Source organism: Chitinophaga sp. RCC_12 (assembly GCF_041360695.1).
In the GTDB taxonomy this organism is placed as follows: domain Bacteria; phylum Bacteroidota; class Bacteroidia; order Chitinophagales; family Chitinophagaceae; genus Chitinophaga.
On sequence record NZ_JBFUPS010000002.1, the window covers coordinates 616,133 to 631,883 of the forward strand.

Consider the following 15,751-nt stretch of genomic DNA (forward strand, 5'->3'; position numbering starts at 1 on the left):
ATGTGCAACTTAAATCCTATAGGACATGTGGACTAGCTGCAAATGTTTGGTAAATGAGATTACTTTTTAGAGAGATGAAAAAAGTCGCCCGGCTTTTTACAGCCAGGCGACTCTCATTCAAATTTGATGTAGGATAAACAATATCATCAGAACTTTGGCAATTCAATTACCGGAGGAGTGCCGGTGGCAGGGCGTTCAAACAAATCGCCATACTGTGCATTGGCTGGTTTGAAACCACTGTTCCATAAATAGAACCATCCGTTTTCTGAGCCGCCGCCATAGTCAAGCCTGTCTTTTGCTTTAGCGGTGGCATCATTGGAGAATTTAGCCTTGGTAAGTTCTATCCATTCGCCGGTATTGGTTTTAATCCAGTGGTTACCGAAATATCCTTTGCGGCCAAGATGACCATTTTCAAAAGAGAAATTTTCCAGGAAGGAATAAAGGTGTCCCATGTACTTTCCGTCTTTTGGCGCTCTGAAGCTGGCAATCAGTTTCCATTCTTTGTGTTCCGGCACATAAAAGTATGCTGTGTAAGTAGTGGTATTTCCTGTTGGTACGCTGTGCATGAGGAAACGATAGGTGTCCCCGGCTTTCCAGTTGTATACCCAATGGCTATGTCCACCAGTGCCTTCGCCACCAAACCCGCTGGCGTCTACACTGTCTCCTTTTGCCAGCATTACTACCTGGTCTTCATACTTTACCTTGCTGCGTTCCTCTGGTTCTCCACCGGCGTCCCATACAGAAAAAATAATCCTTCTTTCTGTGGGAGAATTTACCTGCATACCAAAATAACCCCTGTGAAAACCACAGGACATAAAATAGGTGCCCAGTTTATCTTCTCCTTCCGGTACTTTAATTTCTCCATAAAACCATTCCACATTTTTACCTTCAGGAACGGGATAGTTTAGATGTACAGAAGCCGCACGGCGCCAGGGTTTGGCGTTATACTGCATATCTTTTACGGCGGTTCCGGAGAGGCTTACACTTTTTACATCTGCATATACACTTCCTTTCTTCTCCACTCCTTTCAATGACACACAGTAAAAGCCTGCTTTTTTTATGGTTGTTTGTAATACGGGTACATTTACAAAATCTGTATTGTTAGGTATGCTTACTACTTTTTGAGCGCCATTTACTGAAACAGATACCTTACTTTCTGCATCGGCTTTTGCCAGTAACGACACTTTGAGGGTGCCGGGATTCGCCACATGGAAATAAAAATTAACGGTATTGCTGTTATCCGTCCAGTTTACAACGCCGCGGCGTTCGCTGATTTCTACATGTTCTTCCACCGGATCGGCATAGGCGGCAAAGCCGGGAAGCTCAGCCACAGGCGCCTGTGCAAAGGCCCTGTTGGCAGCAAAGCAAATAGCCAGCGATGCTGCAAGGAGTGTTTTCTTGTTCATTGTTCTTAATTGTATGTCAACAAATAAAGGGGCATCTGCTTCCAAATGCAATTTTGCCCGGAAAAAATTACAATCGAATGAGATTCCTTTTTATATCCCATGCAATCAACGGTATGTGCATTAATTTATACAGGCGCAAACGTGCTGATCTTGTGAGAGGTACCGTGCACGTAAGGGAGCGCAAAGGGAATTGTTTTTGTGGCAGATGGGATGCTGCCGCGGTATTTATCTGCCGGAGGCAGCATATTCCAAAAACTATAAAATATTATTTTATGGCAAACCAGTTAAAAGATAAGAGAGTAGCGGTTTTGGTAGCAAACGGATTTGAAGAAGTGGAGCTTACAAAGCCCGTGGAGGCGCTGAAGGAGGCAGGCGCTACGGTAGACATTATTTCTCCCGAAGGGAAAACTGTTCGCGCCTGGGCGGAAAAAGACTGGGGAAAGGACTCCCGGTGGACAAGGATATAAAAGAAGTGGTGGCATCTTCATATGATGCGTTGGTATTGCCCGGTGGTGTAATGAACCCGGATCGCTTGCGTACCAACGACCGCGTGGTGGCTTTTGTTACCGGTTTCTTCGACGAAAGCAAGCCTATTGCCGCCATTTGCCACGGTCCGTGGACGCTGATTGAAACCGATGAACTTGATGGCCGGAAGGTGACGTCTTATCCATCGTTAAAAACGGATCTTGAAAACGCAGGTGCATTATGGGTGGATGAAGAAGTGGTGACCGATAAGGGATTGGTTACCAGCCGTACGCCAAAAGATTTACCGGCGTTTTGTAAGAAGATGATTGAAGAAATTGCAGAAGGCCCGCATGATCAGCGCGGCAATGAAGCACGTAAAGATGGTGTACATCAATTGGGATAATACCCGGGAGCAGGAGTGGGCAATCTCACTCCTGCTTTTATTTTTTCTTTTTCTTCTTTTTGTATTTCACTTCTACATTAGCAACTCCTGTATTCAGCATGCCTATTTTGGAGGCGGCTTTGTGCGACAGATCAATAATACGCCCTGGTACAAACGGGCCACGGTCGTTGATACGGACCTTCACGCTTTTTCCATTTGCGATATTGATAACAGTAACACGCGTTCCAAAAGGAAGCGTTTTATGTGCGGCTGTAAGCGACCGCTGGTGGAAGGTTTCACCGCTTGCGGTACGTTTTCCATCGAATGAGTTGGCATAATAGGATGCTTTCCCGGTTTCGGTAATTTTCCGGCTACAGGAAGAGGCGCCTGTCATTATCAGGATAATGAACAGCAATACCCAATTGCGTTGTGAGGGTGCAGGGATATACATGACGGATAGCGATTTAGACAATGACCTAAAAATAAGTCAATTTCCCGACGCTTTCAGTAGCTCGTGGCGGGGAATTTGATGAATGGCAGGCGGCTGAACAATGTGAGAGATCAGCTGTTTTTATCTGGCACTCATCCTAACAAATTACTTATGGCAACACTCGTAGCGGATCAATTAGTAGATATGCTGGCAAATGCCGGTATCAAGCGCATTTATGCGGTAACCGGCGATAGTTTGAATCACATCAACGATGCTGTGCGTCGTGATGGACGGATCCAATGGATTCATGTCCGGCATGAAGAAGTGGGGGCTTATGCTGCTGGAGCGGAAGCGCAGCTGAACGGGCTGGCTTGTTGTGCCGGCAGCAGCGGACCTGGGCACGTTCACCTGATCAATGGTTTGTATGATGCACACCGGTCGGGCGCTTCACTGGTAGCCATTGCGTCTACCTGCGCGACCAATGAATTCGGGAGCGACTATTTCCAGGAAACCAACACCATTAAGTTGTTTGACGATTGTAGTCATTATAACCAGGTAGCAGCAACAGCCGAGCAAGCGCCCCGCATGTTGCAGGCAGCCTTGCAGCATGCGGTGCATAAGCACGGCGTAGCGGTTTTAGGATTGCCGGGAGATGTGGCTGCCGCTGATGCAAAGGAGATCCCTACTGCGACGAAGCTGTATCATCCTAAACCTGTTATTTGTCCGTCGGCACCGGAATTAAAGCAGCTGGCCGGGTTACTCGGCGACGGAAAGAAAGTTGCGATCTATTGCGGCCTGGGCGCCGTGGAGGCACACGATGAGGTAGTGGCGCTGTCGCAGCTGTTAAAAGCGCCTATTGCATACTCGTTCCGCGCAAAAATGGGTATCCAGTACAACAACCCCAACGAAGTGGGCATGACAGGCTTGCTGGGGCTGGCATCGGCTTATAAAAGTATGCATGAAGCCGATGTGTTGTTACTGCTGGGAACAGATTTTCCTTACACGCCATTTATTCCTGAGAAGGCGAAGATTATCCAGATAGATATCCAGCCGGAAAGGCTTGGCCGCAGGGCCACACTGGAGTTAGGCTTGTGCGGGGATATTGCCGATACGCTGAAAGCGCTTCTGCCAATGCTAAAAGAAAATACCGACCGGCAATTCCTGGACGAAATGGTAGCATTTTACCGGGAAGTGCAAAAGAAAATGCAGACTTATGTAGAAGACACCGGCAAGGAGAACGCCATCAGCCCTGAGTATGTAGCGGCTACCCTCAACAAAATTGCAGCAGATGACGCCATTTTTACCGTAGATACGGGCATGACGAATGTCTGGACAGCGCGGTACCTGGAAGGCACCGGCAAGCGTACCTTGCTGGGATCTTTTAACCATGGCTCTATGGCCAATGCCATGCCGCAGGCAATAGGAGCTGCGTTGGCGCAACCGGGCCGGGAAGTGTTTGCCTTGTGCGGCGATGGCGGGTTAACAATGTTGCTGGGCGACCTGATGACCATTAAACAATATCAACTGCCGGTAAAAGTAATTGTGTTTAATAACCGCGCCCTGGGCATGGTAAAGTTGGAGATGGAGGTGGCGGGCCTCCCCGATTGGCAAACGGATATGGTAAATCCTGATTTTGGGGCGGTAGCAGTGGCCATGGGCTTCACAGCGTTTACCATCCGTAAACCGGAAGAGGTGGAAAGCATATTGGCACAGGCAGCAAAAACGGCAGGACCCGTGCTGGTAAATGCATTTACTAATCCGGAGTCCCTGGCTATGCCGCCGAAAGTGGAATTTGCCCAGATGAAAGGATTTGCGCTGTGGATGGGGAAACTGATCCTCAGCGGAAGATATGAAGATGTATTTGATGCGGTGAAGTCGAACTATAAGCACCTGAAAGATGTGCTGTAAATATGAATTTATGGGGAGATGATTTCAGGACCATCTCCCCATAATATTAAAACGGATAACCGATGGCAATGTTAAGAATGAGATTCTTTTTGCGCCAGTCGGGATCGCTGAAATCTATTTTATCAAACACCCAACGTTCATTTTCCGGCAGGTAAGGAACACGGAATGGAATAGCCAGATCGAGGCGTACTACTACAATAGAGGCATCAATGCGCAAGCCTACCCCACCGCCAACGGCAATGTCTTTATAAAAAGTACCGAAGGCAAATTTACTACCTGGCTTGTCCGGAACATCTTTCTGTAGCCAGATGTTACCGGCATCCACAAAGGCTGCCACATTAAACACACTGGCAACGTGCACCCGCAATTCAGAGTTGAATTCCAGCTTGATATCGCCGGCTTCATTGGCCAGCAGGGCCGAAGTATCCACAGCAGGGTTGTGATAAGATCCCGGACCGAGGGTACGCGCCCTGAATGCCCGGATGCTGCTGCTACCACCGGTGAAGAATTGTTTCACAAAAGGCAGGGTGGCTGAGTTGCCATATGGTAAACCGTATCCGATCAACAGGCGGTTCACCCATTGTTTGCCTTTGCCCAGCTGCCAGTAGTGGCGCGCTTCTGCGGTGAATCTTTCATACTGCGCAAATGAATTTCCAAGTAATGTTTTTTGCCCGGTATCATTTTTCGGAATGATCAACCCGGCAATGTTTCCTGAGATATCTATATTGCCGCTCAGATAGAAACTGTGTACCCGGTTGGCTTGCTGGTTATTGTAGGTGATCGTATAGTTTCCGCCGAGGATAAATTGTTTTTCAATAGCGTTGCGCTGACTTGGATCGTTTGCCAGGATGCTATCGTATGCCGGTGTTGTTTTGGTAGGCAGCACATAGGTAAGCGCAACGGGTGCAAAGATATGACTCAGGTATTGTGTCCGTTGCCACAGGTATTGCAGCTGTAGCGTGTAAGCGTTAAGGTTATACAGATCGGCGCGGCTGTATAACTCATAGCTGGCGCTTATTCTTGTTTTAGGCACATAGGGTGTGCGGATGTTCAGTCCACGGAAGGGTGTAATAAACCTCGGAAAAGTAACAGCTGCTTCTGCACCGAGGCCATACGAATTAGACCCGCCCGCATTTTTATTACCGGTTTGCCATTCCAGTCCGCCACGCAACCCAATTTCCAGCAATGCTGCAGAATGGAGCCAGTTGCGATTTTTAGCGGTAATCTGTATTTGTGATCCAATAAACCCGTTAGATTTAGAGGTACCACGTAGTTCTGTTTGAAGGGAACGGCGTTTATATGGCGTAAGGAAAAGTTTTGCATCCAGCCATCCGCTGTCGAGTGCCACCCGGTTGTTTACCATGGCCCTGTAGTTGTTGGCCTGGGAGGTATCACGGGCGTAGGTGCTGTCGCGCCGGTTCAGGTTCCTGCCGGAGGTATCGCGTCGCCTGGAGCTGTCCCTGTTGCCGGTAACATTGGGGCTGCCCCCCACCAGGTTGTGAATGGAGGTATCCCGTACCGGCGAAAATTGTCCTTTTACAAATTTGAATACGCCCAGGTTAATCAGTCTTTGCAGGGTAATATTATGTGAGCTCAGGCGATAGAGGCTATCCGGCCGTAAAAACACGGAGCGGTCGAATGCGGATGATTTAAACCGGTGGGCGGAGTCCACAATGTAAATGCCCTTGTATCTTACCGGAGTTCCCTGTGTAGAAGCGGAGTCATTATCCAGCGAGTAGTCCGGGAACAGAACGATGTCGTGCATCCTGTAAGGCCGGAGCGCCAGCAGTGGCGTGTTGTCTTTTATCTTTACAAAGAGATCAACCGTACCGCTATTGGTACTATCTACCTGTACCATTAAATAATCAGGTGTAAAGTAATAATAACCCTGTTCTTTCAGCGCGGCGTGTATGCGTTCCCGTTCGGCCTTAATTGAATCGAGCGAATAATTGGCGCCGACGATTAATGAGCTTTCCGGTTTGGTATAAGTAACCATTTTTCCAATGGCACTGCTATCTGTTAAATAGGTAACACTTTTAATGGTATACCGGTGATTGGGAGTGGCTGTGTATTTGATGGAAGCTTTTTTCTTACCGGATAACTTAATGGCAGAAACAACACCGGCCTGGAAATAGCCGTTATCCACCAGGTATTCTTCCAATACCTGTGAGGTGTAGTCGGGTTTTGCCTGGCTCAGCAACACGGGCGGTTCCCCCCACTTTCTTCGCAGCAGGTAGTTCAGTCCTTTTCCCTTGGGTTCATTGCCTAAATTATACAGCCACAGCCTAATGGGCATACCAAGGAATTTGCGGTTCCTGTTGGGACGGATTCTTTTATCCATTCCTTCCATGAGCGTGCTATAATCTTTCGGTCTTTTTTTAGTAATGGTATCAGTGATCCATTTTACGTCGCTGCCAGTATATAGCCGGTCTCCTTCAGGTACGGTACGTGTGGTACTGCAGGAGCTGACTGCCAGGATTACCAGGCATAACAGGCTACAGCAAATAATGATATGGCTACTTACTTTTCGCATCAGGCGTTGTCGTATTTTTATCGTTCTTCTTTTTGGTGTCGCGTAACCGCTGTTTTTTAGTATCAGATTTAGACCGCTGCAGAATTTCGCGGAACTCATCATAATCCATGATCAGTGCAAACGCAACTCCCGTTTCCACTACCTGTCCTTCGAGCACTGTTTGGCTGTCGTTGCGCTGATATACCCTTATCCGGTAACGTCCGTCGCGGGTAAGCTTGTATTCTACAGAGATATCGCCGATCAGGGAGCTGGCATTTTGCTGGCTTCCCTGCAACATGATATTGGAACCTACGGAAACGGTTAAGCGATCATTGAATAACTGTTTGGAGGCGCCAACTTTCAGGTTGGTGGATTCCTGTGCGGAGCCGGAGGAATAATCTTCCTGGTTCTGCAGGTCGAAGTTGAGATCCACTCCTTTGATCAGGTTGCCCGCCATGTTATTGAGCTGTTGTGAAAGTATTTTACTTACACTGTTTTTCGCTGCCTGTCCTACCCCACCGCCGGAGCCGCCATCGAGTGTACTCATAGGGTCATCGGGGATAAAGGAGTTCAGCACCAGCAGTCCCATCACCTGTTTATTCAGCTCAGAGGGCACCTGGTTAATTTGTTTCAGGCGATTATACGGTGTTCCGTTCAGGGTATTCCTGTCGTTCTCTGCCAGGTCCAGGCGGAAGCTGATATCAGGCTTCATGAGGTTGCCTTTGATCATCAGGTATACCTGGAAGGGCATCCGTTGTTTATAGGTATTTCGTTGTTCGGCTGACATGCTTTGGAGCTGATCTGCCACCAGGTCGTAGGCCGGCGCATTCACCGTGTATTTGGCGGTGATATCCAGGTCGGCGCTGGTAGCGTCTCCATTGAACGATACGAAGCTGCCCTTTTCTATATCGAAGGAGCGTTTAATGAGCTGGTTCAGCGACATCTCGTATTTACCTTCCGTTATTTCATAGCGGCCGGTAAGACTTAACTTACTGCTGGGATCCAGCGTGGCATTAATGCTGGCGGTACCTTTTGCCTGTACATAATCACCGTTTTGTGAATCGATAATAATTTTAAGAACGGACTCCGGTGTAATATCGAGGTTACCGGATAAGAACATGCCTTTTAACCGCGTGGTTTTAAACCGAAGGCTATCTTCACGGGCCAGCAGTGCGGAATCGACAGGGTTGGATTTATCCACAAATTCGATCACGCCTTCCCTGTTGGCGAGTCCCGGCTCCTCTTGTGGCAGCGTCATGGTAACGCTGGATTTGTCGCGCAGCTTTACGATGGCATCAATTCTCGGCAGGTCGAGTGTGCCGCGGATCTTCACTTTGCTATCTATATAAGCGGGTCCATAAATCCACTGGTCCGGGTTTTGTTGCCGGCCCAGGGCCATGAAGTTATCAGCAGTAACATCGAGGTTAAAGCTATACCGGGTGAAATTCCTGGTATTAATGCGGCCATCTACCACCAGTTCATTATTAGCGCTGTCGGCTATTACCAGGTTATTCAGTTGTATCCCTCTTTCGTCCAGTACGATATCTTCATCCGGCAAATGGAAAGTGCTGCCGATCATGGTTACCATGCCGGCGGCATTATCGAAATGCAGGCTTCCCAATACTTTTGGGGCCGACGGCGTACCTGTAATATTGAACTGCCCCGTGGCACTGCCGGACATTTTGGTAACATTGCCCATCGTGAATGGTTCCAGCGAGGCAATGCTCAGTTTATTGATATCCAGCTGGGCATTGATAGTAGTGTCGTAGGTGCCGTCCACCTTTATATCATTATCGTTGCCGGTTAATCCGGCTGTAAGTTTATATTGGCCAGGGCCGCTGTTTTCCACATTGGCGTCTAATGTTCCCATGCGTGTATTCTTCACCGTTAGACTGTCTACTTTCAGCGTGGCGTGAATCAATGGAGTCTGGTTCCAGTTACGTACGGTTGCTTCTGCATTCAGGATACCGTTGGCCAGCAGGGTGTCTGTTGCCAGTAGGGCGGTGATGGTAGACAATTTAAAATTGGCGATGTTGGCCTGAAGCGCAGTAGGGGCGCTGGTATCAGGCTTGGTGGCCACCTGGATGGACTGATCGCCCTGCGACAGTTTGATATTCGCGGTATCCGGTGCGCCATTTTTCATCCGGAGAATATTGTTCTCTGCCACGGTCCATTCCTGTTTGTTTAACAACAGTCCGGGTTTGAGTGACAGCTGCATGGCATTATCTTTCAGGAAAGTAAAAATGCCGCCCAGTTTATACTTGGGTTGCCGTTTAACATCATCCAGTACTACGTCAAAGTCAACCACACCAGTGTTGGCATAAGCCGTAAGATAGGTATGTTGCAGCGGGAACGTAGGGTGCGCCATGCGGGCCAGAGATGCTCCGAGCCTCAATGAGGTATCCCGGATAGCTACGCCTATGCGTAGGCTGTCGACCTGCAGGGAATCATAATTAATTTTCGGAAGATATGCGTTTGCGATCAGCAGGCTGCTGTCGCTGTTGAGGCGGCCATTCATCACCAGCGGTACTTCCATGCGCAGTGTTGGAATCATCTGGTGTAAATTCTTTGGCCACTGTAAAGAGGCATTCCACTGCAGTGATTGTCCGCCGGGGACCTGTACAATAGCGCCGGAATCGGCCGGCATTAATGGTTTATTGATAATATTGGCGAAGGCGGCCCCCACTTTTGTATAATCGATATGGCCGTTGGCGCTGATCAGGCCAAATGGACTTTTTAAGGTGAGGTATTGCTGATCCTTGTATTCGGCTACCAGGGAGATACTGTCCAGCGGAAATACCTGTCCCTGTGTGGCTATCTGCCATTTTGTTAAAAAGGCATTGCCTTCTATGCGCTGTGGTTCTATGCTGTTGAAATCTGCCAGGAGATTGCCCTGTACCGTTAACGGTTCTGTATACCAATGGGTGGCATACAGGTCGGCTTTAGCCAGTTCCATATTTACTTTCAGTCCCCGGATGGTGGTATCCACCATTTGCCCGCTGATATCGAAAGTGGCGGTGATGCTGCTATCTGCGCTTTCACCCTGTGCTTCAAAATCGCCTTTGTTGATACCGGCAACCAAGCTTACGTCGTGGTACGTATAGGCGTTATAGGTAGCTTCATCCAGTTGTGCGGTTGTTTTGGCTACCATCTGTTTTAGCGTATAGCCCTCACCGGTAGCGCTCAGTTTGCCGGACATCCAGCCGTAGGTAGTATCGTATAGCATTGCTCCCGGGTTAATGCGGAAGTATGGAATGCTAATGGTGTAGCTGCTGCGTATGCTGTCGGTAATATTGACGAGGCGTGCGTTGATGTTGGCGTTGGCGGTTTCGCTTTTCAGCTGCAGCTGGGTAACGAGGTCCTTCATGCCGCCTTTGAACATACCGGTAATCAGCATGTTTTCCGGCAGGCGTGGCGTATCCGGTAGGGTACCCGCGGGTAGCCAGGCGCGCAAGGGTTTGTTGCCCGTTTGTATATAAAGTGCAGGAAGATCGGCGCTGAGCAGGTCCGGGTCTGTAGCATGGAGCACCTGGCCATTGTCTGTTTTAAGCAGGTTGCCTTCATGATCGTTGACGTAGAGCTGTTTAATATTCAGTTCTCCCAGGTTTCCTTTTAATATAGCCGCCAGCGTTAGTTGTTTATTCCATAGCTGGGCGAATGATTTGTTTTTGCGTGCGTTGGGAACGAAGGGAAGCCATTCTCCCAGCGCTACATGCACAGAATCGAGATTGGCGTCCAGTCCGAGCTGGTCCAGGTGGTCGGAGATGCCGGACCAGGAAGGCACTGTTACGATGATCTGTTTGCGGAAAATGCTTTTATTGGTTTGCAGCAGGAAGTTGCGCAGCGCCAGCGTATAAGGCGTGAACAATACGTCCATATTGGCTTTGCGGATGGTAAAGCCGGACTTGTCCCTGGCGGTCAATGATTTTATTCCCACCATAATGCTATCCGGCTTATACCGGATATTGCTGATTTTACTGGAGAATTGGGTCAGCAGCAAGTGGTTATAGTCAGGATCTGGTCCCGCGGCTTTGGGTGCGGGGCCACCGTTATCGTAGCGCAGGGCAAGTTTATCAAGATTTACCTGGGTGGCAAATACCTGCCAGGTATTTGGCGTGGTATCGTTTGGCGCGGCGGGAACGGAATCCTTTCCGGCAACCATCATTACCAGGCCGGCGGTGTTACTGATAGAGAGATCGCCCACCTGTATACGGGTAGAGTCCTGGTCCAGGTTGCTGTTGCGTAATTGCAGGGCGCCTATTTTCCAGGCGGTGGTAATACCGGAGCCTTCATCTGCATACAGGAAATGACTGTTGTTGATCTGTAGTTTTTTCAGGAGCAGATGGAGTGATGCGCTGCTGGTATCTGCCGGTGGTGGCGGCGGGGCGGCAGAGGTAACAGCCGGCGCGATGTACTTTTGCCGGAAAAAGCCTTTCAGTCCATCGAGGGTGATGCCCCTGAACGCGTAAATGCCATCATCTATGAGGAGGTCGTCCGGGTCAACGTGTAAACTATCCCAGGTGAGAACCGCGGACATGCCGCCCTGCGCATCTTCATAGCTTACTTTCACTTTACGAAGTGAAATGTCCTTCAGCCGGAATTGCAACGTGGTGCCGGTTTCCGGCGCCAGGGTATCCTTGTCCCCGGAAGGGGTTACAAAGGCATCTATAGCAAATTGGTAATTAAATGCGGAATCGCCGGGGTGCCGGTATGCATTTACCAGCAGGGTGTCCCACTCCAGTTTATCTATTTTCAGTTCATTGCTGATCAGCGACAGGAGGTTGTAATGTACTTTGAGGGAGCCGGTATAAAAAAGGGCCTGGTTGGCGGTGTCGGCCACATATACATTCCGAAGTTCCAGGTACTGCCAGCCACGTGCGCGCAGGTAGCCGATTTGCACTTTGGTGTGCAGTTTTTTCCGGAGGTATAATTCTCCCTGTTCTCTTAAGTAATTCTGGACGCCGTTCAGTTGTAATAATAAAACAGCCATTACGGGCAATAGGAGCACCGCAACAATAATCCATATAAGCCATCGCCACCAGGGGCGGCCGTGTTTTTCTCCGGTTTCTGCTGGTTCTGTCACTATGATGTATTACAAAAGTAAATTACTGAATATAAACGCAAAAGCACGCTTATGGTTTACTTTGCCGGCAGGATAGTGCAACCGGGCGCATGCCTGCGGGTACAACAAAATCCATACCTCAGAGGTACCGGCAACGAATCGTTATTGCAAGAATACATCAAATACGGTAACGGACATACTTTTTTTGGCGATGGAAACAGAATGGGGTGAGTAGTAATATGCACAGATTGGCGAAAAGGAAATGGACCGGACGGGTTGGTTTTTATTACTTAGTTATCCTGATTCAGGGCATTTTTATCTTCTTTTTCAATTCTTCTTTTTACTTTATCCACATCTTCTGCCGGGGGAAGGCTTTCTGGTTTTACACCTCTTTCCAGGAGCACATTTCTAACGGCGGTATTGTTGTCAACATGTTCTTCGGTAATATCCTCTTCTCCTTTCAGGTCTTTTTCCAGTACATTATGACTGGTGAGTTCTGTGGCGAGGTCTTTTGCTTTAATGGTAATAGTGGGAAGGAAATCGGCCAATGCCCTGCTTTCGGGAATGACCAGTTTTCTCTTCATATCGCGGGTAGTAAATCCTCCGAAAAGAGCTTCATCGCCTTTGGAACGGATCCGGGCAAATCCTTTATCGTCCACCCCTCTTTCGTAAATAATACCGGATAATGCCTTTTCTGACTTCGATAGCTTTTCCCGGGCATTAATACGGTCAATATCCAGCAATCTTTTTTCAACAATTTCCTGTTTGCGGGTTTGCACGGCAAAGTAGGTTTGGGCAAATGCAATCGGATCTTTTTGGGTGTCGCCACTTTGAGCAATCAGGTAGCAGGCGTAACGGGTAAGCGCGATGTCCTGAAGTTGCCTTTGGCCTCCTTTGGGAACAGCGATCGTTTTCGTGATATCACGAAAATGATCTGAAACAATAATCCCACTGTTTTCGCAGGAGTTCTTTGCCTTTTCAATGACTTTGAAAAAGTTTTCCCATCTTAAATAGCCAAGAATTTGCTGCAATTCCCTGGCACTCCAGCACTCGATACCCTTGTGTTCATAACAGGCCTGTTCAAATTGTTTAAACAGCGCTTCAATTAATTCTTTTTTCATGAAAAAATGTTTATTCATCTCACAATATTGTGATAGGCACAATATACCAAAGCCATAACAGCAGCGGGTTAATGAAACTTAAACAGTATCATTTTGAAAGAAGAATAATTACTTTGTTCCGGGTTTATTCCGTTGATTAAACCGGAAGATATAATACTCCAGCTGATCTTTCTTTTCCCTGTCGCCCCTGAATTCGTCGAGCAATACGCTGTCTTGCGGGAGAATATATTTTTTGAGATTGTAGGCAGATAATTCCAATATCTGGCCTGTCACCACATTCAGCACTTTTTTGAGTACCACCGGTGTGCTGATGCTGTTTGTTGTCATATCGGCCTGGTTTAAATACCCCCGGGAGGGTTGGATGCCGTGCAGGGCATATATGCAGTAGTAGCCGATTTCCTGTAGTTTATTAAGACCGTTGTCTTTGATGTAGATGTTCTTGCCGTCGCAAAAGCCCCAGTAGTTTTTCAGTTTGTGTTCCTGGCCGGCGCCATCCCGGAGCACCAGTTCATTCCTGTTGGCCAGCAGGTAGATCTGCGCGGCGGAGCTGCGGTTTTTGATTACCAGGTCTCCCTCTTCCGAAGGATTATTTGATTGAAATTCCTCAAAGGTTTTATACAGGCCTTTCTTTAGTTGAGGTGCGTCTGTAATCAGCACACTTTGCGCTGCTACGGAAATACCGAGCAACAGCAGGCCCCAAAAACACAACAGTTGTTTCATAATAAACAAATGTATCGGGTTTAGGGAGTGAGGTTAGCCGGAAATAGCTGAACACCGGCTTTGTTTCTGCTGATGTTTGAATTATGTCTTTAAAATCAGGAGAGGGAGACGTTAACAGCAGGCATTAAGCAGAAGCTGGCGGTTTCCCGGGAGGGAATCCTGTCTTTTAAAAAAATATAGGCCGGGTAAAAACCCGGCCCGGCTGAAGGTTACAACAAAATCTAAACCTGCTTATGAGAAAAATTTTGATTTACATTTTTGAATTATAAAGCCATTGCCTGCAGTGAATGGTCTTTGCTTTCCAGCTGGGAGCTACCCATCAGGAATTCGTCCACTTTTCTTGCGCACTCACGACCTTCGCTTATTGCCCATACCACCAGTGATTGTCCGCGGCGCATATCGCCGGCAGTGAACACTTTAGGGATAGATGTCAGGTAGTCTTTTTCGGTAGCTTTTACATTACCGCGTTCGTCTCTTTCCACTTCCAGCTGATCCAGTAAGCCGGTATGTTGTGGATGTACGAAGCCCATAGCCAGTAAGGCCAGTTCGCAGGGGACATCCCTTTCTGATCCGGGTACTTCCGTGAATTTTGCCGGTCTGCCGTCGGCGCTGGCGGTCCATTGCAGGTCTACCAGGCGCAGGGCTTTCAGGTGGCCGTTATCATCCCCGATAAAGGATTTGGTAGCGATGGCCCATTTACGGTCTGCTCCCTCTTCGTGGGAAGAGGATGTTTTTAAGACCATCGGGTAGGTAGGCCATGGCATATACGGCGTACGTTCGCCCGGAGGTTTTGGTAATAACTCCAGCTGTGTAACGCTGTTGGCGCCATGACGGTTACTGGTTCCCACACAATCGGAGCCCGTATCACCACCACCAATTACAATTACATTTTTGCCGGTTGCCAGTATATCACTGCCTTCTACTGCAATATTGCTTACTCTTTTATTCTGCTGCTTCAGGAAGTCCATCGCATAGTGTACGCCTTTCAGCTCACGGCCCTGGATAGGCAGGTCGCGTGGAATGGTGGAACCACCAGCCAGTACAATTGCGTTGTATTCTCTCAGCAGATCATTGGTACTAACGTTAACGCCTACGTTGGCATTGCATTGAAACACCACGCCTTCTTCTTCCATCAGTTTCACACGGCGGTCTACTACCCATTTTTCCAGTTTGAAGTCTGGAATACCGTAGCGTAAAAGTCCGCCTGGTGCATCATCACGTTCAAACACCGTAACGGTATGGCCGGCATAGTTCAACTGTGCTGCTGCGGCTAAACCGGCGGGGCCGGAACCAATAACAGCTATTTTTTTGCCGGTACGCATACGGGGCGCTTTTGCCTGTACCAGACCTTTATCGAAAGCAACTTCAATGATGTGTTTTTCTATTTCCTCGATAGCTACCGGGGGCTGGTTAATACCGAGCACACAGGCGCTTTCGCAGGGAGCCGGGCAAATACGTCCGGTAAATTCCGGGAAGTTATTGGTAGAAGACAGTATATCATACGCTTCTTTCCAATCCTGGCGGTATACGGCATCGTTAAATTCCGGTATCACATTACCCAGCGGGCATCCGCTGTGGCAAAAAGGCACGCCGCAGTTCATACAGCGGGCTGCTTGCTGATTTAATTTGTTATCGGGGAAGCGTTCTACAAATTCATTATAGTGACCAACCCTTTCCCGGGGATCCGCTTTCCCGGGCAGCTCGCGTGTAAATTCCAGGAATCCTGTAGGTTTACCCATAATTTT

At 48.4% G+C, this 15,751-nt stretch carries 11 protein-coding genes; 4 read left to right on the plus strand and 7 right to left on the minus strand.

Going from position 1 to position 15,751, the window contains the following annotated elements:
• Positions 1–146: 146 nt before the first annotated feature.
• Positions 147–1,406, minus strand: coding sequence for a DUF3472 domain-containing protein (locus tag AB6805_RS07800; RefSeq protein WP_370908874.1), 1,260 nt, complete (start codon positions 1,404–1,406; stop codon positions 147–149).
• 272 nt (positions 1,407–1,678) lie between these two features.
• Here AB6805_RS07800 and AB6805_RS07805 point away from each other — a divergent pair, with 272 nt between their 5' ends.
• Positions 1,679–1,873 carry a DJ-1/PfpI family protein gene (locus AB6805_RS07805; RefSeq protein ID WP_370908875.1) on the plus strand — a complete coding sequence of 65 codons (195 nt, stop codon included), beginning with the start codon at positions 1,679–1,681 and terminating at the stop codon, positions 1,871–1,873.
• Positions 1,858–2,274 carry a type 1 glutamine amidotransferase domain-containing protein gene (locus AB6805_RS07810; RefSeq protein WP_370908876.1) on the plus strand — a complete coding sequence of 139 codons (417 nt, stop codon included), beginning with the start codon at positions 1,858–1,860 and terminating at the stop codon, positions 2,272–2,274. Before AB6805_RS07805 ends, AB6805_RS07810 begins: the two co-directional genes overlap by 16 nt.
• A gap of 37 nt (positions 2,275–2,311) precedes the next feature.
• On the opposite strand, the gene AB6805_RS07815 is transcribed toward AB6805_RS07810, so the two are convergent.
• Positions 2,312–2,704 (minus strand): septal ring lytic transglycosylase RlpA family protein, encoded by a 393-nt coding sequence (locus AB6805_RS07815; RefSeq protein ID WP_370908877.1) that lies wholly within the window; start codon positions 2,702–2,704, stop codon positions 2,312–2,314.
• A gap of 150 nt (positions 2,705–2,854) precedes the next feature.
• On the opposite strand from AB6805_RS07815, the gene AB6805_RS07820 reads away from it, so the two are divergent.
• Positions 2,855–4,591 carry a thiamine pyrophosphate-dependent enzyme gene (locus AB6805_RS07820; RefSeq protein WP_370908878.1) on the plus strand — a complete coding sequence of 579 codons (1,737 nt, stop codon included), beginning with the start codon at positions 2,855–2,857 and terminating at the stop codon, positions 4,589–4,591.
• 46 nt (positions 4,592–4,637) lie between these two features.
• Here AB6805_RS07820 and AB6805_RS07825 read toward each other — a convergent pair whose 3' ends face one another.
• Both AB6805_RS07825 and AB6805_RS07830 read right to left on the minus strand, forming a co-directional pair.
• The gene (locus AB6805_RS07825; protein WP_370908879.1) at positions 4,638–7,124 is read right to left on the minus strand and encodes a BamA/TamA family outer membrane protein; all 2,487 of its coding nucleotides are present in this window, start codon (positions 7,122–7,124) and stop codon (positions 4,638–4,640) included.
• Entirely contained in the window at positions 7,108–12,186 is a 5,079-nt protein-coding gene (locus tag AB6805_RS07830) for a translocation/assembly module TamB domain-containing protein (RefSeq protein ID WP_370908880.1), read from the minus strand. Before AB6805_RS07830 ends, AB6805_RS07825 begins: the two co-directional genes overlap by 17 nt.
• A gap of 51 nt (positions 12,187–12,237) precedes the next feature.
• Between AB6805_RS07830 and AB6805_RS07835 the strand changes: the two genes are divergently transcribed.
• The gene (locus AB6805_RS07835) at positions 12,238–12,396 is read left to right on the plus strand and encodes a hypothetical protein (RefSeq protein ID WP_370908881.1); all 159 of its coding nucleotides are present in this window, start codon (positions 12,238–12,240) and stop codon (positions 12,394–12,396) included.
• Between the two features lie 59 nt (positions 12,397–12,455).
• On the opposite strand, the gene dinD is transcribed toward AB6805_RS07835, so the two are convergent.
• From dinD to AB6805_RS07850, 3 genes are all read right to left on the minus strand, one after another.
• A complete protein-coding gene (dinD, locus tag AB6805_RS07840) occupies positions 12,456–13,286 on the minus strand; it encodes a DNA damage-inducible protein D (RefSeq protein WP_370908882.1) in 831 nt (276 codons plus the stop codon).
• A 108-nt stretch (positions 13,287–13,394) separates the two neighbouring features.
• On the minus strand, positions 13,395–14,006 hold the full coding sequence (locus AB6805_RS07845) for a hypothetical protein (protein WP_370908883.1): 612 nt from the start codon (positions 14,004–14,006) through the stop codon (positions 13,395–13,397).
• Between the two features lie 263 nt (positions 14,007–14,269).
• On the minus strand, positions 14,270–15,745 hold the full coding sequence (locus AB6805_RS07850; protein ID WP_079471497.1) for a glutamate synthase subunit beta: 1,476 nt from the start codon (positions 15,743–15,745) through the stop codon (positions 14,270–14,272).
• Positions 15,746–15,751 lie beyond the last annotated feature (6 nt).

Excerpts from the sequence above, each read along its gene's own strand:
- AB6805_RS07800 (WP_370908874.1), bottom strand. The coding sequence starts at position 1,406 with ATGAACAAGAAAACACTCCTTGCAGCATCGCTGGCTATTTGCTTTGCT.
- AB6805_RS07805 (WP_370908875.1), top strand. The coding sequence starts at position 1,679 with ATGGCAAACCAGTTAAAAGATAAGAGAGTAGCGGTTTTGGTAGCAAAC.
- AB6805_RS07815 (WP_370908877.1), bottom strand. The coding sequence starts at position 2,704 with ATGTATATCCCTGCACCCTCACAACGCAATTGGGTATTGCTGTTCATT.
- AB6805_RS07820 (WP_370908878.1), top strand. The coding sequence starts at position 2,855 with ATGGCAACACTCGTAGCGGATCAATTAGTAGATATGCTGGCAAATGCC.
- AB6805_RS07825 (WP_370908879.1), bottom strand. The coding sequence starts at position 7,124 with ATGCGAAAAGTAAGTAGCCATATCATTATTTGCTGTAGCCTGTTATGC.
- AB6805_RS07835 (WP_370908881.1), top strand. The coding sequence starts at position 12,238 with ATGGTTTACTTTGCCGGCAGGATAGTGCAACCGGGCGCATGCCTGCGG.
- dinD (WP_370908882.1), bottom strand. The coding sequence starts at position 13,286 with ATGAAAAAAGAATTAATTGAAGCGCTGTTTAAACAATTTGAACAGGCC.
- AB6805_RS07845 (WP_370908883.1), bottom strand. The coding sequence starts at position 14,006 with ATGAAACAACTGTTGTGTTTTTGGGGCCTGCTGTTGCTCGGTATTTCC.
- AB6805_RS07850 (WP_079471497.1), bottom strand. The coding sequence starts at position 15,745 with ATGGGTAAACCTACAGGATTCCTGGAATTTACACGCGAGCTGCCCGGG.